The sequence below is a fragment of the Bradyrhizobium sp. 170 genome (assembly GCF_023101085.1).
Lineage (GTDB): Bacteria > Pseudomonadota > Alphaproteobacteria > Rhizobiales > Xanthobacteraceae > Bradyrhizobium.
The window spans coordinates 2,900,594-2,920,974 of record NZ_CP064703.1; the positions used below are offsets into that span (position 1 = coordinate 2,900,594).

A 20,381-nucleotide genomic window follows, 5' to 3' on the forward strand; every position below is an offset into this window, starting at 1 on the left:
AAGAGACCAAGTCTAAAGGTTAGCCTCGTGGGTGGAAAATGACCGCCGAGCTTTGGACCACGAAATCTGGGAGAGACGGCGGCGTTTCGCATGCCGTTTCATCCTCAGAACCTGCTGATCAACTCGAGGCGATTCCGCCGCGAATGGTCCGCATCGCCGAGGCAAATTGGGATCTATTTCGAGTGTTTTTCGCGGTGGCGAGAATAGGGAGCGTCAACCGCGCGGCGAGCGAACTCGGAATGAGCCAGCCAACGCTCAGCAGGCGATTGAAGGAACTGGAGCGGTATATGAGAGCTCCATTGTTTTTTCGCATATCTTCCGGAGTCAGGCTGACGCAGGAGGGCGAGGTTCTGCGTCGATCTGCCGAAGAAATGTTGAGATCTTTCGAATCGTTTCATCGCGGCCTCTCGCTTCGCGTCGGCGATCGGTCGCTCGCGATCAAGATATCGGCCACGGAAGGCTTGACCAAGCATTGGCTGCTTCCGCGGGTCAAGAAGCTGCGCGCGCTCAGGAGCGAGGTTCGACTCGAGATCAACTCTACGATCCAACAACAGGACCTAGCTTCCAGCGATCTCGATTTCGTAATACGGTTTGGACATCCGGGCGACAACGAGTTGATAGGGAAGAAAGTCGCAACGATTGCTTTCGGTGTGTTCGCCTCCGAAGCCTATCTCGCCGACCGTCCCGCACCGCGGACGATAGCGGATCTTTTCGATCACGAGATCATCGGCAGCTCGGCCGATTTCGCGGGACTTCACAGCGAACGGGCCGGCCAAATGGAGTTGCTCACCCGCTTCAGGGCGGCGAGTGACGTCAAGGGCAGCTTGCGAGTTATGCCGATCATCAACCATTTTGCCGCCGCCACTCAAGGGCTCGGATTGGCGTTCCTGGCGGTCCCGTTCGCTCGCATGGAAGGCCTGGTTCGAGTTCTGCCTCGGGAATCCTCGTCAATGGACGTCTGGCTTCTTCGTCGGCGCGAGAGCGATCTGAGGAAGTTGACCCTGCAGGTGCGACGTTTTCTGGAGAATGAATTTTCGGAGTCTCGCTCCTGGTTTTTGGGCGAGCAGGGGTGCGCGATGCCTTCCGGTGCATTGTCTCGGGTTTAGATATCCTGCGCACAAGCCGGACGGTGCAGAGCTGCCTTGCGGGACGATGCCGAGATCATCCCTTCGCCAGTGCTTCGCGAATACGGGGGGATCGTTCGAGCGCCCAACGGACGCCTTTGGGAGTACGCCCCAGCAGCGCTTCAAGCTCACCATTGACAACATCATAACGTCCGCCTGCGACCAGGCGCGTGATGGTTCCGAGGTGCTCTGCAATATGCGGACTGCGCGACGCGAGGGCAGTATTGATGTACGTCTCGACCCAGAGATCCACGTCCTGGGGTACATACGAAATACGCCGCCCCAACGCGGCGCCGTAATCCTCTGCAAACCCATGCATGTCCTTCAACTCCGGCCCGGTCAGTGCGTATGATGCCGATATATGCGCCGAGGGATCGATCAGGATCTTCGTGCAAATCTCCGCAACATCGTAAGCGGCGATCGGTGCGATCTTCTGCGTACCAAAGGGTAGATGGAGTTCGCCCGCACCGAGCAACTGTTTCAGTGGAAACCATGCAAGGATCGGGTTCTCGACAAACATGGTTGCGCGGATGTTGACGACCGGCAGGCCGGACCATTTTAGCGCCTCCTCGGCTGCCCAATGGGCCCTCTGTTGCGGTGACCAGTCGGCGACAAGTCCTCCGAGCCAAGCGAGCCGTACGTCGCGCGCTGCCGTCATTCTATCGAACGTCATAAATGACTGCTCGAATTCCGAAATGTTGACGAAGACCTCGATGTTCCCTTGGGCGCGCGCCGCGGCGGTCATCAGGATGCTTGCGTCCGCATAGTACGGGTTCAAACTCATGCTGAAGTAGACCCGCCGGCACCCGTTCAGGGCGGCCGCGACGTCGGCGATGTTGAGGAGATCACCGACGAATACTTGGGCACCGGCCCGTCGAAGCGCGTCCGCTCGCTCGTCGTCCCGCCTCACGAAAGCACGCACCGGATATTGCTTCTCCAATAGCATGCTGATCATCGTCTTGCTGACGGAGCCAACCTCGCCGCCAGCTCCCGTGATCAGAATGGGGTTCCGTTTCGACATCGAGTTATCCTTGTGGGTTTCATCAAACCGAAGCGTTCATCGACGGACGGATAGCCGCGGGCTCTCAGAGACTGATCAGCATTTCAGGAAGCGCAGGACGTGGTTCAACACATCATCGGGTTGTTCGAGGTGCAGGAAATGACCGGCACCTGGCATCACGACGCGCTCGAGTCCATTCGTGAACATTGCCTCCATGCCCTCGCTAAGCTGCGCGGACATGCAGCCGTCGTCCGTCCCGTGCAGATAAAGCGACGGAACGGCGATTGGACCGCTCGCACGAGCTTCAACGGCTTGGGCTTCCGCCTCAGATGGCGGTGTGAACAACTGCCGATAATATGCCAGCGCCTGAGTTAGCACTCCGGGTTGCCCAAACGTCTCGTTGAGAGCAGACCGATCCGCAGCCGGCAGCACATAGCCCGGCGACCATTCTCGCCAAAGTCGGTCGAGAAATGCAAAATCGTTGAGCTGTACAGCCATCTCCGCCAGGCGTGTTTGAAAGAAGAACATATACCAGCTTCGTCGCTGCTGATCGCCGTCAGCGACGAAAGCTGTTGTCAATCCCTTTCCATAGGGAACCGCCAGCCCGACAAGTTTGCGAACGCGGGCCGCATCGAGGCTTGCCGCGGCGTAGGCCGCACGTGCTCCCAAGTCGTGACCGATGAGATCCGCCTTTTCGGCCCCTAGCGCCTCGATGAGCGCTATTACGTCCTGCCCGGTCGCCAAGGCGCGGTACGATCCGTCAGGTGCGGCGCCGCCTGCCCAATATCCGCGCAGCGCGGGCGCGACGGCCCAATATCCTTCCTGGGCGAGACGGTCAAGGAAGTAAGCCCAGCTCCGCGCATGATCGGGAAAGCCGTGCAAGCACAACACGAGCGGGCCGCTCCCCGCTTCGAGGATCGGGAAATCGAGCCCATTTGCGTGAACCGTCCGTTTGCGGATATGGCCAACCGTTGGAGAATTCTCCCGACTGTGCCCTATAAGATCAGCGCCTTGTTGTTCGGCAGAAGCAGCGCTGGTTGGCATGGCTAGTCTTCCGTCCGTTGGGCAGGCTCATAATTACCGTTCATGCAATGGCCTCGCCAATTCAATAATGAATAGGCCTGGTGGCAGCTTTGCGCTGTCGGCTCGCAAACGTTTATATTAGGATGGCGCGAGTCTTGATCGAACTAGCGTACGCTCGGATCGCTGCGACGTGTCGTCACGCAGATGCGCTGATCGAGCATGCCGTTCGCTTCATCCGACATCGCGAGGGCCGGAGGCCAATTTCGCACGGAGAGCAGGCAGGTGCGGGGGCTTGAAGCCTCCTCAAATCCCTAATGTTGCACACTCCGCTTCGAGGTCCCTGGCTATGACCTTCAGCCATTTGTGAACCGCCTTTATCTTCTCGGAAGTTGTGTCCACCTTCCGATAGGTAAAGTAAAAGTCTCGTAGTCCCATCCGCAAGGAGCCCCACAGCTTCACCACGCTCAGAGCGCCGCTGGTGACCATTGGCGATGCGAGTGGGAACGGTGCAAGTATCACGCCCATGCCGGACCTAGCCATTTGTATTCCGGTCAGCAGACTGTCGCCGACCAGATCCGGCTCCCGTGACGCGAGTTCCGGCTCCATTTCGCCAAACCATCTTTGCCAGCTATCCGGCGCCGTATTGAATTTGATCAGCGGCATTTTCGCCAGGTCATGCGAGCGCCGAATGGGCTCAAATCTTTCCAACAACTTCTGTTCGGCGCACGGCGCGACGCGCGACTTGAACAGTCGATGAAAGGCTAGGCCGTTGAAGGGAGGCTCGCCGAGCTGAACCGCGGCATTGACGTTGTCCCTTTCGAAATCGACCGGCGAGTTATTTGCTTCGAGCCTCAGATCGAGTCCCGGATTATCGACTCTGAATTTTTCGAGATGGGGAAGCGCGGCAAGCATTGCGAAGGTCGGGGTCACGCTGACGCGGACAATCCGTCCTCGCTTCCTATCATCCAAGAGGTCGCCGGCCCGAAGCAATTCGCTGAATGCGTTCAACAGTGCAGTGGCGTAGATCGCCCCGCTTTCGGTAAGTACGATGCCGCGGCCGCTGCGTTGAACGAGCTGGACGCCAAAATGAGCCTCAAGCGTTCGAATTTGATGACTGATCGCTGAGGGCGTGAGGTTCAGGCTTTCGGAAGCAAGCTTGACACTGCCGGAGCGTGCGACAGCCTCGAATGCCCGGAGGCTTGCCAAGGGGGGGAGGGAGAGTTGTGAATTCGACATTTGAGATGAGCCCAGTTCAAGAATCCCTAATCGATTTCAATTGTCCTTGTGGTGCCTGCGGAGCAGTCTAGTTCGAGCGGCGAAGCATCCATAGCGGAATTTAGAGTGTCCCCGAGCTTAAAGTCCCGGCGTCATGCCGAGGACTGAACCGCAGAAACTAGACCAGGACCTAACGATGAACGCACCCCACCGACCAGATCAACATACCGAGACCGCGGCGAAGATGAATGTGGGTCTGCCGCAGCCACCAGTCTTCAAGACGTTGGCCGAAGAGAGGCAGCACAGAAAAGAACGGCTCGCTGCCGGATTCAGGCTTTTCGCGAGGTTCGGATTCGACGAGGGCGTCGCCGGTCACATCACCGCGCGCGATCCGGAGTTCACCGATACGTTCTGGGTGAATGGCTTCGGCATGAGCTTTGGCCTGATCAAAGCGTCAGATCTCATCCGAGTGAACCACAAGGGCGAGGTTGTCGAAGGCAACCACCCCGTCAACGCTGCTGCCTTCGCGATTCATGCGAGCGTCCATGCGGCCCGACCCGATTCCGTGGGTGCGGCGCATTCGCACTCCACCTACGGCCGCGCGTTCGCGACATTGGGCCGCAAGCTGGACCCGATCACGCAAGACGCATGCGCCTTCTACAACGATCATGCTCTGTATGAGGACTACGGAGGGGTCGCAGTCGAGCTGGATGAAGGTCAGCAAATCGCCCGCGCGTTGGGTCCTCACAAGGCGGCCATTCTGCAGAACCATGGGCTTCTGACGGTTGGCCAGACCGTGGATGAAGCCGTGTGGTGGTTTATCACGATGGAGCGCTCGTGCCAGGTGCAGTTGCTCGCTGAAGCGGCGGCCGCCGGAACCGGACAACCCCTCAAGATCATTCCCGAACAGTCGGCGCAACAGGCATTCAACATTCTCGGAGCTTCAAGGACGGGTTGGTTTCAATTCCAGACCCTCTATTCGAAGATCGTCAAGGACCAGCCAGATCTGCTCAACTGACGTACCGGCCAAAAGGGAAGCTTTCGGAGGAACGCATGAATATCCAAGCCTCGCCTGGAAATGTTAGCCGCAACGCAATGGCGGCGGAGGAGCGGCTGGTTCGAGAGGATCTCGCCGCCCTGTACCACATCTTCTTTGATCTGGGCTGGTGCGAGCACATCTACAATCATATCACGGCCCGGGTGCCAGGCCCTGACAGGCACTTTCTGATCAATTCCTTCGGACTGGCGTACGACGAAGTCACGGCCTCCAATCTCATCAAGATCGACCTCGATGGGGATAAGGTCGTCGACGTCCCAGGTCGCGTCAACGCACCGGGATTCACGATCCATTCCGCCGTTCATGCCGCGCGGGATGACACCCACTTCATCGCCCACACGCATACGACTGCCGGCGTTGCTGTTGCTTGCACGGAAGAGGGGCTTTCCCCGCATAGCTTCTACGGCGCGATGCTCTATGAGCAAATCGCGTATCACGATTTCGAGGGCATCTCGACGGATCTGGGTGAGCGCGAACGGCTTGTGAAGTCGCTCGGCAGCAAGAACTACATGATCCTGAGACATCATGGCCTTTTGACGTGCGGGGCCACCGCGGCGGAGGCGTTGTTCCGCATGTCGATTCTGCAACGCGCCTGCGAAGTGCAACTTGCGGCGGCAACATTCGGAAAAAGCTTGCGGCCGTTGTCGGAAGAGGTTTTACGCCGGACGACGCGTCAGATGCAGAGCGAGGTTGCCAAGGGCTTCGACGAAAAAACCTCCTTTGGGCAAGATTCGTTCGAAGCATATCGTCGCGCACTTGATGCAAAGGGATCGGGCTACAGGGATTGAGCGGGATCGACGGCGGTTCGTTCGCCGCCGCCTGCTCTTAGGAATGAAAGGTTTGACGATACTTACTGGCTGGCTGACATGGCTACCGCGAGTTTGCACGCGGGGAGCACGGACGAACATTGGCTTGATTACGAAGAAAATGAAAACCGATCTACAAGTGAGCAGTCCAGTCGTCAGCCGCGGGTAGCGCCGCGGACTAATCGCGGGATAACAATGACCGCCGGGCGGTACCTTGCGATCGAATAACGCCTTCAGAACAGAACCACGATCTTTCACGTTAGGAGATGAATCTTGCGTATATTGGTCATCGGCGCCGGAGCTATGGGCGGATACTTTGGCGCGAGGCTTCTGGCCGCGGGACGTGACGTCACGTTCCTGGTGCGGCCGAAGCGAACGGTAGCTCTTGCGAAAGGTGGCCTCGTTGTGAAGAGCAAGGCCGGCGATCTTCATCTGCCGTCGCCCCCGACTGTCACGTCCGACCGCCTCGATGGTTCGTATGATCTTATAATGTTGAGCTGCAAGGCTTACGATCTCGACGGCGCCATTGAATCCTTCGCGCCGGCAGTGCACGAAAAAACCGTCATTGTCCCTCTTTTGAACGGCTTGCGTCATATAGATGTGCTGAACGCGCGGTTCGGCGAAAAAAGGGTGTTCGGCGGTCAATGCGCCATCTCGGCCGCGCTTTCCGCCGAAGGAGAGATTGTACATCTGTCGGATTTGAATACGCTGAGCTTTGGAGAGCAGAACGGAGCGCGATCCGAACGTCGCGACGAGATCGTCAGTGCCTTGTCTGGCGCCAATTTTGTTGCCGAACTAAGCGACAACATTCTGCAAGGCATGTGGGAAAAGTGGGTGTTCATTGCTACCGCCGCCGGCTCGACCAGCTTGATGCGCGCGTCGATCGGAGACGTCGTAGCTGCCGGCGCCTCGAGCGTGGTGACGAAGCTGCTTGGCGAGTGCAGCGCGATTGCGGCCAAGCAGGGATTTGAACCGCGTTCGGCATATCTAGATGGCGTGCGTTCCATACTCACAACGCCGGGTTCTCCGCTGATGGCCTCCATGCTCCGCGATATCGAGCGGGGAGGGCCGATTGAGGGCGATCATATCCTCGGTGATCTGCTTAGTCGCGGCGCAGGAGGTGACGTCCCAATCCTTCTTAGTACGGCGTACGCACATGCGAAGTCGTATGAGGCGCGTCGCGCTCGGGAAGCCGGTGCACGTTAGCGATGATGCTCTCGAAGAGGTAGGCAGAACTTCGCTGTACCACAGGATCATGCGGGTCGCTACGGGACCCTTGCATGGACTGACAATGCCGGGTGCGGCGAGAAGCTTCGGCCTGATTACTGGGTTCATCCCCCGTCTGACGGAATATCGTTCGGCCCAGACGACCGACCTGAAGCCGGAGGACAATTGGACGTATGTTGCGTCTAGTGCCGAGTATCCGGCCCCGGCAGCTAGGCGCCTGACATCTAACGCTGTGCGCCGCTCGGTGTGATGACAAGGCTTGGGAGGACGATGTGGTTCACTATGGCGACTATCAGATGGAAATCTATCGCGCAGGCCTGGACGGACGGTTGCCGAAGCTTCCGGTCGATTTTCGCAGCCTCGAGGCATGGGCTCACGCCGCAATGCCGCCGGGGCTGGTATCTTATGTTGCGGGTGGCTGCGGGAACGAGCACACGCAAGACATCAACGTATCGGCATTCGAACGCTGGGGGTTGATTCCGCGGATGTTTGTCGGCGCTGCCAAGCGGGACATGTCGATTGATCTGTTCGGGATGCGGCTTCCTTCACCAATATTCATGAGTCCCATCGGCGTTATTGGTGTGTGCGCGCAGGACGGGCTCGGCGATATCGCAACGGCAAAGGCTGCACGGAAGCTTGGCGTGCCCATGGTGGCATCGACCTTGAGCAACATTCCGCTGGAAGAGGTTGCTTCGGAGTTTGGTGATACGCCGGGCTTCTTTCAGCTATATACGCCTACTGATCGTGCGCTTGCAGAGAGCCTCGTCCGCCGGGCGGAAGCTGCAGGTTTCAAGGGAATCGTTGTGACTCTGGATACGTGGGTGACCGGATGGCGCCCCCGGGATCTCAATCAGTCCAACTTTCCGTTTCTCCGCGGACATTGTCTCGGCAACTACTTCTCAGACCCCGTATTTCGCGCCAGTCTCGCAGACCCGCTTGACGAGGATATGCAGGCAGGCATCATGCAGTGGGGGAAGATTTTCGGAAATCCTCTGAATTGGGATGATCTTCCGTGGTTGCGCTCGCTGACGAAATTACCGTTGATAATGAAGGGTATTTGCCATCCCGACGACGCGCGGCGCGCGATCGATGCTGGCGTCGATGGCATCTACTGTTCAAACCATGGCGGCCGCTAAGCCAACGGCGGCATTGCAGCGGTGGACCCCGGGTATCGTCAAAGCCTCCGGCAACACCCCCGTTCTGTTTGATTCCGGGATACGCTCAGGGACTGACGTTATAAAGGCTTTGGCCCTCGGTGCGACGGCTGTCGGCGTTGGTCGGCCGTATGCTTATGGGCTGGCGCTGGATGGCGTCGAGGGCATCGTTCATGTGCTGCGTTGCATTCTAGCCGAGGCGGATTTGCTGATGGCCGTCGACGGGTATCCCAGCCTCGCCGATCTGCATCCGTCGTCCCTGATGTCTGTTGGTTGAAGAAACCAACTATCTTGAGACCCACGAGCAGCGAACCGATAGACTTGCGCGATTCAGCGGCCGCTTTGCCCGGTACTGCGCATTGCAATCATTTGAGCGACGTCTTCAGTGAGGCCATGGACGACGCGCGGAAGAATGCGAACGTTCTCCCGCACGTCAGACCCGTTTGCCCATCGCGCGTGACGCTGGTTGTTCGTAACTCCGCTACTTCGTCCTGGTTATCCCGGTTAAGCGGCCATTCGCAGCAGATCAACGATGTCAGCTTCGGTTTTGAAAGGCCGCGGATTGGCCTGTACGAAGCGATGATTGATCGCAATCTTGCTGATCTTGTCAAACTTGTCTTCGCCGATGCCGACATCGGCAAGGCGGGCAGGTAATCCAAGGCTTTTTGTGAATTCCGCAAAGGCATCAGCGGCTTCCATACCTGGTGCGCCAAGAGCTGCCGCTAAACGCTTCTGCGCATCCTCGGTGAAAGGCTTATTGAATCGAAGCAGGCTCGGCATGATGACAGGTGTGCAATAGTAGTGGGGAACGTCGAAAGTCCCTCCAAGCACATGGCCAATGCCGTGACTTGCTCCCATCGGGACGCGTGCCTGGAGGCCATAAGATGCAAGCCATGAGCCCTGTTGAGATAGTCGACGCGCCTCCACATCATCAGGTTGCTGCAAGGTCCGGAGCATTCCTTCACGCAGAATGCGGATGCCTGCCAAAACGACTTCGTCAGCCAGCGGGGTGCCGGCGGGCGAGCACAACGCTTCGATACCGTGATCCATCGAACGCGTTCCCGATCCCATCCAAAGGTTCGCCGGCGTATGAAGAGTGAGGGCAGGGTCAAGGATGATCGCTACTGGCGACATTTGGGGATGGAAGAATATCTGCTTCAACTTATTGCGCTCATCGGTGACGAGCGCTGCTGCATTGTATTCGCCACCATTAAGCGTCGATGGTACCGCGATCTGTCGGACTGTGGGCGAGCGAAACGGAGAGACGTTTACGCCTGGGCCCATCGGGAATGGATCGAAACCCGCTTCATCGCGGATATCGTGCTCCATCGCCATGATGACTATCTTTGCGAGATCGATGGCAGAACCTCCACCAACGGCCACGATCAGATCAGCCTTTGCCTCGTTAGCTTGACAGGCAACTTCGGCAGCCTGTTTACGCGTCGTGTGCTGTTCAATTCCATCAAAGGTCGCCACGTGCTTGTTGCCAAGAGCACGCCGAATCTTCTCGATCTCATTCGTCTTGGTGTTTAAGGTTCTACTGACGATAAGAAAGACGCGCTTAGCGTCAAGTCGCACCGCCTCATCGTTCAAAGCGTCACACGCAGCTTTGCCATAGACGACACGATCGATTGCGGGAAAATTGTGGATTCCGGTTTTGCGCATGGTTTCCTACCGTCATTCAATAAGGCAAGTGACTTTAATATTAATAGTAACAGGGTGCAACAGAGAATTCGCTGGCGGTCGGGATGCGCGCAAGATCGACGATGCCCGTTCGGCGCGCATCCCAGTCGAACGCCAGGTCTTGACGGTAAGGCTAACGTCGGCGGTATTTCGGCAAGTCGTCTCCCTCGGCAATTTGAAGATCGGAGAGCAGTCATGGCTCTGTTGCGGACAACGGTTTGGGTGGATGAGACCGGGTCCGCATTCTCGATCCCTCCGTCTAGCCTCATCAATGCATCAGCAGTTGGCCCAGTCTTAAGCAGAAGGATTAGTGAGACTTGCGGAGAGCTTTCAGGATAAAGCGAATCTGGTCGCGCAGGTCTGCTTCCATATCTTCCCTGTGTTGAACGCAGTGCTCGATCAGAATCGGATGGAAGAACGGCACGAATGAGGATTTGACCGCTCGCGCGGCTTCCGCGGCATCGTCGACCACGAACTCGCCGGCTTCGACACCCTCGCGTATGATCGCCTCGACGATCGTCACCATCCGGTCGATGTGCGCCCTAATGATTGCCCAGTTCTCCTGCGTGGCAGTAACGATCAGGTCGTGCATATGCCTTTCCTTGACCAGCGTCATCTTGGTGTGTTGGTGAATGGCGGTCAGCAGCCGGTCGAGTTTCTCCATGGCCGGCGCGTTCGTGCGTGCGATTGCCAAGGCGAGTTCCGCAACCTCGCTCATCAATCGCTCGCAGATGGACTCGTTGATCGCATCCCTGGAGGGAAAGAAACGGTAGACGTTCGCCGGGCTCATGCCTAGTTCGAGGGCGATGTCGGCTACCGACGTCTTATGGTGACCGATGCGACGAAAGTGCTGCTCCGCCACCTTCAGGATGCGTGCGCGCGCCTCGTCGCGATCAGTTCCCGTTCGGATCGGGCGATTCATGGGTCTCTTCCCAATTGATAAACCGGATCTGTCACGCCCGTCCGAGTTGGACATCTGCGTGACGGTTGTAGCGATCAGCTCAAGGCTGTTCGACGCCTTCATTGTGCCAAGCACACCGGTTAATGAGCGTGAAATCTGGTCTGAATTGCTATCTACTGCTGTAGCCCGATGCCACCCGGGCGCGAGCGCAACTGCCCTTCAAGGTGCCCGAGGTCCCGCTCTAGCTTATCGACGCGCCGTTCGAGAGTGGCCATGTAATCGCCGGTCGGGTCGGCCATGTCTTCCAGCATTTTGGCGATCTGCGCAATCTTGGTCCATAGTCGCTTTGATCCACTCATGTTTGCCTCCACGTTTAGGGTTAGCTTGGCGAGCGGGCGTCGTCCGTGGTTCCATCGAAACTTAAATTGAGACTGACTGATGCCGCCTTGGCTCTGCAGACTTGTTCATCCGCCGATTTTGATTCGGAATCACGTGGTGTAAAAGCACGGGCAAACCAGCGGTCGAGGTTTGAACCATCTCCTGCAACAACAGAAACCTACTCCGCAGCCGTTGCTGTTCGCACTTCCAGCTCCTCCGTCGAATCCTCATGGAGGTCATCTGCAGTCGGCTTGATCCGGAACCACGCAGCATAGAGCGCAGGAAGGAACAGCAGGATCAGCACCGTGCCGACCGCCGTGCCGCCGATCAGTGTATACGCCATCGATCCCCAGAAGACGGAGTGCGTGAGGGGGATGAAGGCCAGCACGGCGGCAAGTGCGGTCAGGATCACGGGCCTCGTGCGCTGCACCGTGGCCTCGATGACGGCGTGATAGTCGTCAAGGCCGGCAGCACGGTTCTCCTTGATTTGTTCGGTCAGGATCAGAGTGTTGCGCATCAGGATGCCCGCCAGTCCTATCAGGCCCAGAATGGCGTTGAATCCGAAGGGCTGGTTAAAGACGAGCAACATCGGCACGACGCCGACGAGGCCAAGCGGTGCCGTCAGCATGACCATGGTCATCGTCGAGAAGGATCGTACCTGCAGCATGGTGACGATCAGCATGGCGGCGATCATGGCGGGAAAGATCGTCGCCAATGCGTCATTGGCCTTGGTTGCCTCCTCGATCGATCCGCCCAATTCGATGCGATAGCCGGCCGGAAGGGATGCGATCAGCGGCTCAAGGGCCGTCTTGATCTCCTTTGAAACCTCTGGAGGCTGGGTCGCCTCATTGATGTCCGAGCGAATCGTGACGATGGGCGTGCGATCGCGGCGCTTCATGATCGGCTCTTCCAGACGGATTTCCGAATGGCCGATCTGCTCGAGCGGAATCGGGCGGCCGTCCCGGCTCATCAGTGAGAAATCCGCCAGACGCGTCGGATCCAGCCGCTCGCGGCCGGCGCTGCGTGCCACGATGGGGACATTGCGAATGTCTTCGCGGACCTGCGTGATGGCGACGCCGGTAAGGAGGAACTGCAGTTGCCGGCCCACCTCCGCTGGCGAGAGGCCGATCAGGTTCAGTCGATCCTGATCAGGGATGAAGCGGAGCACTGGGGTGCGATCACCCCAATCGCGGCTTGCTTGCCGCACATCGGGAACGCCACGCATGATTCCGAGAGCTTTTTCAGAGATCGCGTACAATTGCGCGGGATCAGGCCCCATGACGCGAAACTCGACCGGGAATGGCGTATAGGGTCCGAACACAAGCTGCGTGACGCGCACATTGGCCTCAGGTGCAAGCCCCTGCGACACCGCCTCTCGGAGCCGGTGCTTCAAAGCCTCGCGCGCCTCCGCGTCCGGTGTAAGCACGACGACCTTGGCGAAGGCCGGATCAGGCAGCTCCGGCGCCATCGCGAAGAAGAATCGGGGAGCGCCCTGACCGACATAGCTCGTGACGATCTTGGCCTCCGACTGGCCGTGCAGCCAGCGTTCGAGCTTCTCGACTGTGGCGGTCGTCGTCCCGATGCTGGTACCTTCCGGCAAGCGAACCTCCACCAGCACTTCGGGACGGTCGGACGTCGGGAAGAACTGCTGCTTGAGGGCGCCCATGCCGGCCCCGGAAAGCGCGAAAGCGATGGCGACGATGCCGCAGGTTACGAACTTGTGGCGCACGGCGAAGGTGATGAGGCTTCGCAGGCGCCGATAGTTCGGTGTGCCGTAAATCGCGTGGTGACCGCCTTCGACCGGCTTGATCGCGGGCAGCATCTTGACGCCGAGGTAGGGCGTGAAGATCACCGCGACGATCCAGGAGACGATCAGGGCGAACCCCACGACCCAGAAGATGTTGCCGGCGTATTCACCGGCCGTCGAGCGCGCGAAGCCCACCGGCAGGAAGCCGGCGACCGTCACGAGTGTGCCCGACAACATCGGCGCCGCAGTGTGGCTCCACGCGTAGGCCGCCGCCTTGATGCGGTCCATGCCCTCTTCCATTTTCACCACCATCACCTCGATGGCGATGATGGCGTCGTCCACGAGAAGACCAAGCGCCAGGATGAGGGCGCCGAGCGTGATGCGGTCGAAGAACCGGCCGGTTTCCAGCATGATGAGGAACACGACGGCAAGCGTCAGGGGGACGGCAGCCGCCACGACGATGCCGACGCGCCAACCGAGGCTGAGCAGGCTCACCAGCAGCACCACGCCGAGCGCCATCGCAAACTTCATCATGAATTCGTCAACCGCCGAGGTGATGTTGACGGCCTGGTCGCTGACCTTGGCCAGAGTCATCCCGAGTGGCAGCGTCCGAGCGATAGCGGCGGACCGCTCCTCCAGCGCCTTGCCGAGCGCGAGGCCATCCCAGCCCTCTTGCATAACCGCTGCGAGCATGACGGAGGGCTCACCCTGGTGTCGAATGAGGTAGGTGGGAGGATCCTCGTAGCCGCGGCGCACTTCGGCGATGTCGGAGAGTTTCAGCGTCCGTCCCGCAGCGACGATCGGCGTGTCGGCGATCGCCTGGACGCTGTCATAAGCGCCGTCGACTCGGATGAAGACCTGCGGCCCCTTGGTATCGATCGAGCCTGCCGGTGTGAGGGTGTTCTGCCGCTGCAAGGCGGCAACGATATCCTGTGCCGACACGCCGAGGGTTGCCAGTTTGGCATAGGAGAACTCGATGAAGATCTGTTCGGGACGTTCACCGAGGATGTTGATCTTCTTGACGCCGGGCACGTGCAGGAGGTCCTGGCGAATGGTCTCGGCTTGCCTGGCGAGTTCCCGCATCGGCATGCCCTTCGCCTTGAGGGCATAAAGGGCAAAGCTCACGTCCGAATATTCGTCGTTAACGAAGGGGCCGAGCACACCAGACGGCAGCTTGCGGGCTTCGTCCCCGAGCTTCTTGCGGGCTTGGTAGAACTCCTCCTGCACGCTCGATGGCGGGGTGCTGTCCTTCAGCGTGAGCATCATATACGCATAACCTGGCCGGGTGGTCGTCTCCACTCGGTCGTACCAGGTCAGCTCCTGAAGCCGCTTCTCCAACGGTTCGGCGACTTGGTCCTGCATCTCGCGCGCCGTCGCGCCCGGCCATACCGTCGTGACCGTCAGGGTTTTGATGGTGAAGGATGGATCCTCCGCCCGCCCGAGCATGATGAAGGCGTAGGCGCCTGCGGCCGCCATCAGGAGGATGAAGAACAAGGTGACGGCGCGTTCGCGAACGGCGATCGCGGAAAGATTGAGGTTCATCAGTTGGCCACTCCTATTTCCTCGACGTTCGTCGTGACGCTCGCGCCGTCCTGCAGCAGGTGGGCGCCGAGTGAACCGCGCTTACCTAAAAAGCGCGGCCTCTGACTGCGCTTCTGGAGCTTACAATTGGTTCGGCGACAGCCTCTTTGAGGCCAGCTGCCGCTTGGGCGGCAAGCCCACGGGCCGCTGCTTGTGAATCTTGAAATTCCTCGAGTGCATAGACTCTGCCCCACCGCAGGGTGAATACGTGGAGGCCACGGTTGACGTACGACGCGTCGCCGTTGAGCAGCGTTGCGGCGCCGTCCCACTCGGCAAACACGGTGGTGTGCCACGGCCAGCCTTTCACCCAGATGTTGTTGACCGTGAGACGGAGAGTGGGCAGGACGCGGCCGAGACGCTCAAACCAGCGGCGCAGGGCTTCTTTGTCGTGGCGCTCACCACCAAGCGCGTGGGCGCCGGAAACGCGGTGATGGACATGCGGCGCGACTGCTTTCACCGCGTCATCCCAGCGATGGTTGTTGACGTGGTCGAAGGTCTTTCGGATTTCTTTTTTGACAATGTAACTGTATAGCATTTGCCGTCCTCCGACGGTAATCGCGGAAAGATTGAAGCTCGTTAGTTTCCGTTGTTTTCAGATGCAGTCCTGACGCGAGCGCCCTCCTGGAGAAGGTGAGCGCCGAGCGAAACAACCGGATCACCAGAGCTCAGTCCGGAGATCACGGCGGTTTCGCTGGTCACACGAACAAGCTTGATGGGGCGAAAATGTACGGTCGAGGTGGCGCTGTCCAGGACCCAAACGCCGGTCTTCCGGCCGTCATCGAGCACGGCTCCCAGCGGTACCTGGATTTCCGGCTGACTCGCCTGGCTTGCCAGCCGAATGGTTACCGTCGCGCCAAGCGGCGCCGCCGCGGCCTCACCATCGAGCACATAACGGGCCTCATAGGTACGGGTCTGCGCATCGGCGGCGTCCGACAACTGCCGGAGATGCGCCGTATAGCGCCGCCCATCGACCCCATACACGCTGGCCTCAGCCACCGAGCCGATCGCTGGCCGGATCGTTTCGGGAAGCGCGACCACCGCTTCGCGCGGTCCCGCCTTTGCGATCCGAACGACCGTCTGGCCGGCAGAGACGACCTGCCCCGGCTCGCCAAGCGTTTCGACCACCGTTCCGTCCGCGTCCGCTACCAGGATCGAGTAGGTCGCCTCATTCTCGGTGACGCGCGCATCAGCTTCAGCGGTGGCGAGTTGCGCCTGGGCCGTATCCAACGCGGCCTTCGCTTGCTCGTAGCGCTGTTGGGAAGCCCATCCGTTGCTGACCAAGTTGGCGTATCGCCGTTCATCCGCGTCGGTCTGAACGACAGATGCACGCGCTGCGGCAACGGCGTTGCGCTTCGCCGTGACCGCAAGGCGAAGGTCGGTTTCGTCGATCCGCATTAGCGGCTGACCGGCTTTGACCTGCTGACCGGCATTCACAAGCCGTTCCACGATTTTGCCGGCGACGCGAAAACCCAGGTTGCTCTGTACCCGCGCCCCTATGATGCCCGTGAAGCCGCGTTCGGATTCGGTCACCCGCGCCGCCGTCACCATTCTGACGACAGGAGGTTCCTGCCTCGGGTCGCTCACGGCAGAGGCTTCCCGCGTGCGAAGCGTAACCAAGGCGGTCGCCGCTAACGCCGCGATCAGGATACCCCCTAACACAATGATAGGTCTTCGCTTTTCCATGTCCGTGTCCTCATCTAAAATAGATTTCGTTCGAACTCTATACGAGATAGATTTCGAATGAAATCTAAAAAATGTCACAAAACCGTGATCGAGCAGCGCGGCCAGGAGCAATGTGTTTAGGGTCGCCCGCTCCTTGATAGATTGCGTTCGTCCTCTATATAAGATAATAGCTTTCGAACGCAATCTAATGCGGAGGTGGACGATGCGTGTGAGTCGAATTCAGGCTGCGGAAAACCGCGAAACTGTAATCAATGTGGCGAGTCGCCTTTTCCGGGAGCGCGGCTTTGACGGCATCGGCCTTAAGGATCTGATGAAGGGTGCCGGGCTGACCCAAGGCGCTTTTTACAAGCAGTTCGAGTCCAAGGAAGATTTGGCGGTAGAGGCGTCAAGGCGGGCATTGGAGAGCGCTTCCGGCCGATGGTCGGACGCGGCCGCTCAGAATCCTGATGATCCGCTTGGCACGGTGATCGCGTTTTACCTCAGTGGCGACCATCGCGGAGAAAAGATGGACGGCTGCCCGATCGTGGCACTCGGCTCGGATGCCGCCCGACAGGGCCCCGGCGTGAAGGCGGAATTCGAAGCGGGAATCAAGGCGCATCTCGACGTGCTCGACCGCTTCATTGCCCAGACTGGCGGCGAGGCCGATCGCGCCAAGGCCATGGCCATTCTCGCGACGATGGTCGGCGCCGTGACGCTATCGCGCGTCGTCAACGACCCTGATCTGGCTCAGGCGCTTCTGGATGCAGCGGTCGAACAGGTTCGCGAAACTGCCGCTTGAACGAGGGCACGTTGGTCTTGCGCACGGTTGATAGCGCGGCGTGCCTCTTCCGTAGCTTTTTGCAGTGTCATTGTTTCCGACCACATGGGTTCGGGTAAGACCGAACGTTCAATTCAATTTTGAATAGCCACTCGCCAGATGCGGTGTAGCCACGGTTGATCGGCCGAACTACCACGCTGCCATCAACCAATGCTGCGGTCGCGGCTCGGAGACCTTGCAGATGACAGAAGCAGTCATCGATTCGGCCGTTCGGAGGCCGATTGGCGGGGGCGATGGCAGCGCCTCGAACTCTTTGTGCAGAGGGGCACTACGAAGTCCCCATCGACCGAGCCTGTGTGCGGAACGGTTCGCCACGACGGCGCTGAATGCGCTCGATCTCGAGGAAAGAGCTCCAGGCCGTGCGTAAGAAATTCGCAAATCGTCGTAGCGACCAGCGTTATTACCGGCAGCCGACTGAAAGCACCGCCGCCGCCGGCGGAATCCGGACACAGTATTCTATCCCAGGAGATAGGCGATGAAGAATCCTGTTAGCATCGAGAAACAAGGGACTGTGGCCGTCCTTCTGGTCGATAACCCGCCAGTGAACGCGCTCGGCTCATCGGTGCGCCATGGGCTGCGCGACGCCATGCGGCAGGTGCTGGACGATCCCCAGTATGCGGCTGTCGTGCTTGTCTGCGCCGGCCGCACGTTCATTAGCGGGGCCGATATTCGCGAGTTCGGCCAGAAGATGGAAGGCCCGAGTCTCAGCGAAATTAATGACCTGTTCGAGAATCGCTCAAAGCCTGTGGTGGCGGCAATTCACGGCGTTGCGTTTGGCGGCGGGCTTGAGCTTGCGATGGGTTGCCATTTTCGTATCGCAGCAAGCGACGCCAAGCTCGGCCAGCCGGAAGTTAGGCTCGGACTGATCCCAGGCGGAGGCGGTACGCAGCGTCTGCCGCGCGCCATCGGACCGGCGAGGGCCGTGCAAATGATCGTGACCGGCGACCCGATCGCTGCGGAAGAGGGGCTGCAGCTCGGGTTGGTCCACGAGGTGTTCGAAGGGGAGGCAGTAGCGGCGGGAGTTACCTTTGCGCAGAAGGTTCTGTCCGAGGGGCGTCCCCTGCGTTCCCTGCGCGATGATGATTCGAAGCTGCAAGCGGCACGCGCGGACCGAAGCATCTTGACCAAGGCAGCCGCCGAAGCGATGAAGCGCAATCGCGGGCTGGAGGCGCCAGCAGCCTGTGTTGAAGCCGTTGCGTGGTGCCTGGACGTACCATTCGATGAAGCGATCAGGCGGGAGAGGGAGCTGTTCACTCGCTTGATGGCCGGCGACCAGTCAAAAGCGCTGCGTCACGTATTCTTCGCAGAACGCAGCAGCAATAAGATCGCGGGAGTTGGAGCGGATACGCGATCGCGCAAGATAAACGCCGTTGCTATCATCGGCGCGGGCACGATGGGTGGCGGTATCGCAATGTCCTTTGCCAATGCCGGTATTCCGGTGAAGCTCGTCGAGATTGCCAAAGATGCGCTCGACCGCGGGCTTGGCACAATACGTAAGAACTACGAGGCGACCGCGGCGCGCTCGGGGTTGGCTTCGGACACTGTCGCCAAGCGCTTGGGATTGATTACCGGTGTCGTGGGCCTAGAGCACGTTGCGGAAGCCGACCTCATCATCGAGGCGGCGTTTGAGACCATGCAGATAAAAAAGGACATCTTCTCTAAGCTCGATAAAGTTGCGAAGCCGGGGGCCATTCTCGCAACAAATACTTCCTTTCTCGACGTGAACGCGATCGCAGCCGTCACGAAGCGGCCTCATGATGTTATCGGGATGCACTTCTTCAGCCCGGCGAACATCATGAAGCTGTGCGAGATCGTGCGCGGCGAAAAATCGGCGCCGGACGTGCTGGCTACCGCCGCCGCAGTCGCGCGGCGCATCGGAAAAAGTCCCATCGTTGTTGGCGTCTGCCATGGCTTTGTCGGCAATCGAATGCTCGTAGTCCGCCTCCTCCAGGCCCGCAAGATGCTGCTTGATGGGGCGCTGCCGCAGCAGGTTGATGCTGTCGCGACGCGGTTCGGAATGATGGGTCCATTTGCCATGGGCGATATGGCTGGCCTCGATATCGGTTGGCGGTCGCGCAAGGATAGTGGCGAGAAATCTCCGATCGAGGATGCGTTGTGCGAAGCGGGGCGGTTCGGTCAGAAGACTGGAGCTGGGTACTACCGGTACGATGCGGGATCCAGGACGCCAATTCCGGATTCCGATGTGGAGGTGCTGATCATGGATGCCAGTCGCAAGCTGGGCATCACCCGGCGCCAAATCAGCGACGCCGAAATTCATGAGCGCCTGATCTATCCGATGATCAATGAGGGCGCACGAATTCTCGAGGAAGGGATCGCGGAGCGGGCGAGCGACATCGATCTGGTCTGGCTCTATGGATACGGCTGGCCGCCCCAGACCGGCGGCCCGATGTTCCTTGCGGACCAGGTAGGCTTGCCTGTCGTCGTCGAACGGCTGGCCTATATGGCTGCCCTGGACAAAGACGAGACACTTCGGCCAGTGCCGCTGCTCCATCGCCTAGCTCTGGCCGGCGGAACGCTCGCCGCTTTCAAGTAGATCAACAGGTTCGGACACATCAGGGAAGGATGCGGGACAAGATGGTCTACGTGATAGCAACGCTTACGGTGAAGCCGGAAATGAAGGCGGATTTGTTCTCTGCCGCGAAGGATTGCATTGCCGCCACCCATCAGGAAGATGGATGTATTTCCTACGAACTGTTTGAAAGTACCATCGATCCGAACAGGCTCGTGTTCGTCGAACAGTGGCAGTCGGCCGAGTGTCTTCCTCTTCATTCCAAGAGCGACCACATGAAAGCGTTCGGTCGCGTTGCCGTCAAGTGCTTCGCGGCACCCGTCCAGGTTCAGATCATTACTCCGGAAAAGGTCGAGAAGCGGTAACACTATCGGCGTTCAGACAGGCCCTAAGTAGCATCAATGCGAAGATGCGGAGTTGGAATCAATGCAGCTTGCAGCACGGGAGAACGTCGG

The 20,381-nt window shown here is 59.3% G+C and carries 18 protein-coding genes; 9 read left to right on the top strand and 9 right to left on the bottom strand.

Annotated features, from left to right (window positions below; translation table 11 throughout):
- Nucleotides 1–38: 38 nt before the first annotated feature.
- Nucleotides 39–1,106 (top strand): LysR family transcriptional regulator, encoded by a 1,068-nt coding sequence (locus IVB05_RS13570; RefSeq protein ID WP_247784862.1) that lies wholly within the window; start codon nucleotides 39–41, stop codon nucleotides 1,104–1,106.
- Nucleotides 1,107–1,161: 55 nt separating this feature from the next.
- Here the strand turns inward: IVB05_RS13570 and IVB05_RS13575 are convergent, their stop codons facing one another.
- The 3 genes from IVB05_RS13575 to IVB05_RS13585 all read right to left on the bottom strand — a co-directional run bounded on the left by IVB05_RS13575 (nucleotide 1,162) and on the right by IVB05_RS13585 (nucleotide 4,383).
- Nucleotides 1,162–2,145 carry an NAD(P)H-binding protein gene (locus tag IVB05_RS13575; RefSeq protein WP_247784863.1) on the bottom strand — a complete coding sequence of 328 codons (984 nt, stop codon included), beginning with the start codon at nucleotides 2,143–2,145 and terminating at the stop codon, nucleotides 1,162–1,164.
- A gap of 75 nt (nucleotides 2,146–2,220) precedes the next feature.
- The gene (locus IVB05_RS13580; RefSeq protein ID WP_247784864.1) at nucleotides 2,221–3,168 is read right to left on the bottom strand and encodes an alpha/beta hydrolase; all 948 of its coding nucleotides are present in this window, start codon (nucleotides 3,166–3,168) and stop codon (nucleotides 2,221–2,223) included.
- A gap of 282 nt (nucleotides 3,169–3,450) precedes the next feature.
- Nucleotides 3,451–4,383 carry a LysR substrate-binding domain-containing protein gene (locus tag IVB05_RS13585; RefSeq protein ID WP_247784865.1) on the bottom strand — a complete coding sequence of 311 codons (933 nt, stop codon included), beginning with the start codon at nucleotides 4,381–4,383 and terminating at the stop codon, nucleotides 3,451–3,453.
- A 175-nt stretch (nucleotides 4,384–4,558) separates the two neighbouring features.
- Here IVB05_RS13585 and IVB05_RS13590 point away from each other — a divergent pair, with 175 nt between their 5' ends.
- From IVB05_RS13590 to IVB05_RS43415, 5 genes are all read left to right on the top strand, one after another.
- Entirely contained in the window at nucleotides 4,559–5,380 is an 822-nt protein-coding gene (locus tag IVB05_RS13590) for a class II aldolase/adducin family protein (RefSeq protein WP_247784866.1), read from the top strand.
- A gap of 35 nt (nucleotides 5,381–5,415) precedes the next feature.
- Nucleotides 5,416–6,207 carry a class II aldolase/adducin family protein gene (locus IVB05_RS13595; protein ID WP_247784867.1) on the top strand — a complete coding sequence of 264 codons (792 nt, stop codon included), beginning with the start codon at nucleotides 5,416–5,418 and terminating at the stop codon, nucleotides 6,205–6,207.
- A 291-nt stretch (nucleotides 6,208–6,498) separates the two neighbouring features.
- Nucleotides 6,499–7,431 carry a ketopantoate reductase family protein gene (locus IVB05_RS13600; protein WP_247784868.1) on the top strand — a complete coding sequence of 311 codons (933 nt, stop codon included), beginning with the start codon at nucleotides 6,499–6,501 and terminating at the stop codon, nucleotides 7,429–7,431.
- 293 nt (nucleotides 7,432–7,724) lie between these two features.
- Complete coding sequence (locus IVB05_RS43410; protein WP_253075653.1) at nucleotides 7,725–8,588, top strand: alpha-hydroxy-acid oxidizing protein; 864 nt, start codon at nucleotides 7,725–7,727, stop codon at nucleotides 8,586–8,588.
- On the top strand, nucleotides 8,554–8,883 hold the full coding sequence (locus IVB05_RS43415; protein WP_253075654.1) for an alpha-hydroxy-acid oxidizing protein: 330 nt from the start codon (nucleotides 8,554–8,556) through the stop codon (nucleotides 8,881–8,883). The genes IVB05_RS43410 and IVB05_RS43415 overlap by 35 nt, the downstream gene beginning before the upstream one ends.
- A 227-nt stretch (nucleotides 8,884–9,110) precedes the next feature.
- Here IVB05_RS43415 and IVB05_RS13610 read toward each other — a convergent pair whose 3' ends face one another.
- The 6 genes from IVB05_RS13610 to IVB05_RS13635 form a co-directional block, all read right to left on the bottom strand.
- Nucleotides 9,111–10,271 carry an iron-containing alcohol dehydrogenase gene (locus IVB05_RS13610; protein ID WP_247784869.1) on the bottom strand — a complete coding sequence of 387 codons (1,161 nt, stop codon included), beginning with the start codon at nucleotides 10,269–10,271 and terminating at the stop codon, nucleotides 9,111–9,113.
- Between the two features lie 325 nt (nucleotides 10,272–10,596).
- Nucleotides 10,597–11,313, bottom strand: coding sequence for a TetR/AcrR family transcriptional regulator (locus IVB05_RS13615; protein WP_346771855.1), 717 nt, complete (start codon nucleotides 11,311–11,313; stop codon nucleotides 10,597–10,599).
- Between the two features lie 50 nt (nucleotides 11,314–11,363).
- Entirely contained in the window at nucleotides 11,364–11,549 is a 186-nt protein-coding gene (locus IVB05_RS13620) for a hypothetical protein (protein ID WP_247784870.1), read from the bottom strand.
- Nucleotides 11,550–11,746: 197 nt separating this feature from the next.
- Entirely contained in the window at nucleotides 11,747–14,857 is a 3,111-nt protein-coding gene (locus IVB05_RS13625) for an efflux RND transporter permease subunit (protein ID WP_247784871.1), read from the bottom strand.
- 85 nt (nucleotides 14,858–14,942) lie between these two features.
- Nucleotides 14,943–15,431: a nuclear transport factor 2 family protein gene (locus IVB05_RS13630; protein WP_247784872.1), complete on the bottom strand. Its 489-nt coding sequence runs from the start codon at nucleotides 15,429–15,431 to the stop codon at nucleotides 14,943–14,945.
- A 41-nt stretch (nucleotides 15,432–15,472) separates the two neighbouring features.
- Complete coding sequence (locus IVB05_RS13635) at nucleotides 15,473–16,579, bottom strand: efflux RND transporter periplasmic adaptor subunit (RefSeq protein WP_247786683.1); 1,107 nt, start codon at nucleotides 16,577–16,579, stop codon at nucleotides 15,473–15,475.
- A gap of 202 nt (nucleotides 16,580–16,781) precedes the next feature.
- On the opposite strand from IVB05_RS13635, the gene IVB05_RS13640 reads away from it, so the two are divergent.
- From IVB05_RS13640 to IVB05_RS13650, 3 genes are all read left to right on the top strand, one after another.
- On the top strand, nucleotides 16,782–17,357 hold the full coding sequence (locus tag IVB05_RS13640; RefSeq protein ID WP_247786684.1) for a TetR/AcrR family transcriptional regulator: 576 nt from the start codon (nucleotides 16,782–16,784) through the stop codon (nucleotides 17,355–17,357).
- Between the two features lie 514 nt (nucleotides 17,358–17,871).
- Complete coding sequence (locus IVB05_RS13645; RefSeq protein WP_247784873.1) at nucleotides 17,872–19,950, top strand: 3-hydroxyacyl-CoA dehydrogenase NAD-binding domain-containing protein; 2,079 nt, start codon at nucleotides 17,872–17,874, stop codon at nucleotides 19,948–19,950.
- 41 nt (nucleotides 19,951–19,991) lie between these two features.
- Nucleotides 19,992–20,291, top strand: a complete 300-nt coding sequence (locus IVB05_RS13650) for a putative quinol monooxygenase (RefSeq protein ID WP_247786685.1) — start codon at nucleotides 19,992–19,994, stop codon at nucleotides 20,289–20,291.
- The last annotated feature ends 90 nt before the right edge of the window (nucleotides 20,292–20,381 follow it).

Excerpts from the sequence above, each read along its gene's own strand:
- IVB05_RS13570 (WP_247784862.1), top strand. The coding sequence starts at position 39 with ATGACCGCCGAGCTTTGGACCACGAAATCTGGGAGAGACGGCGGCGTT.
- IVB05_RS13575 (WP_247784863.1), bottom strand. The coding sequence starts at position 2,145 with ATGTCGAAACGGAACCCCATTCTGATCACGGGAGCTGGCGGCGAGGTT.
- IVB05_RS13580 (WP_247784864.1), bottom strand. The coding sequence starts at position 3,168 with ATGCCAACCAGCGCTGCTTCTGCCGAACAACAAGGCGCTGATCTTATA.
- IVB05_RS13585 (WP_247784865.1), bottom strand. The coding sequence starts at position 4,383 with ATGTCGAATTCACAACTCTCCCTCCCCCCCTTGGCAAGCCTCCGGGCA.
- IVB05_RS13590 (WP_247784866.1), top strand. The coding sequence starts at position 4,559 with ATGAACGCACCCCACCGACCAGATCAACATACCGAGACCGCGGCGAAG.
- IVB05_RS13595 (WP_247784867.1), top strand. The coding sequence starts at position 5,416 with ATGAATATCCAAGCCTCGCCTGGAAATGTTAGCCGCAACGCAATGGCG.
- IVB05_RS43415 (WP_253075654.1), top strand. The coding sequence starts at position 8,554 with ATGGCATCTACTGTTCAAACCATGGCGGCCGCTAAGCCAACGGCGGCA.
- IVB05_RS13610 (WP_247784869.1), bottom strand. The coding sequence starts at position 10,271 with ATGCGCAAAACCGGAATCCACAATTTTCCCGCAATCGATCGTGTCGTC.
- IVB05_RS13615 (WP_346771855.1), bottom strand. The coding sequence starts at position 11,313 with ATGAAGGCGTCGAACAGCCTTGAGCTGATCGCTACAACCGTCACGCAG.
- IVB05_RS13620 (WP_247784870.1), bottom strand. The coding sequence starts at position 11,549 with ATGAGTGGATCAAAGCGACTATGGACCAAGATTGCGCAGATCGCCAAA.
- IVB05_RS13625 (WP_247784871.1), bottom strand. The coding sequence starts at position 14,857 with ATGAACCTCAATCTTTCCGCGATCGCCGTTCGCGAACGCGCCGTCACC.
- IVB05_RS13630 (WP_247784872.1), bottom strand. The coding sequence starts at position 15,431 with ATGCTATACAGTTACATTGTCAAAAAAGAAATCCGAAAGACCTTCGAC.
- IVB05_RS13635 (WP_247786683.1), bottom strand. The coding sequence starts at position 16,579 with ATGGAAAAGCGAAGACCTATCATTGTGTTAGGGGGTATCCTGATCGCG.
- IVB05_RS13640 (WP_247786684.1), top strand. The coding sequence starts at position 16,782 with ATGCGTGTGAGTCGAATTCAGGCTGCGGAAAACCGCGAAACTGTAATC.
- IVB05_RS13645 (WP_247784873.1), top strand. The coding sequence starts at position 17,872 with ATGAAGAATCCTGTTAGCATCGAGAAACAAGGGACTGTGGCCGTCCTT.
- IVB05_RS13650 (WP_247786685.1), top strand. The coding sequence starts at position 19,992 with ATGGTCTACGTGATAGCAACGCTTACGGTGAAGCCGGAAATGAAGGCG.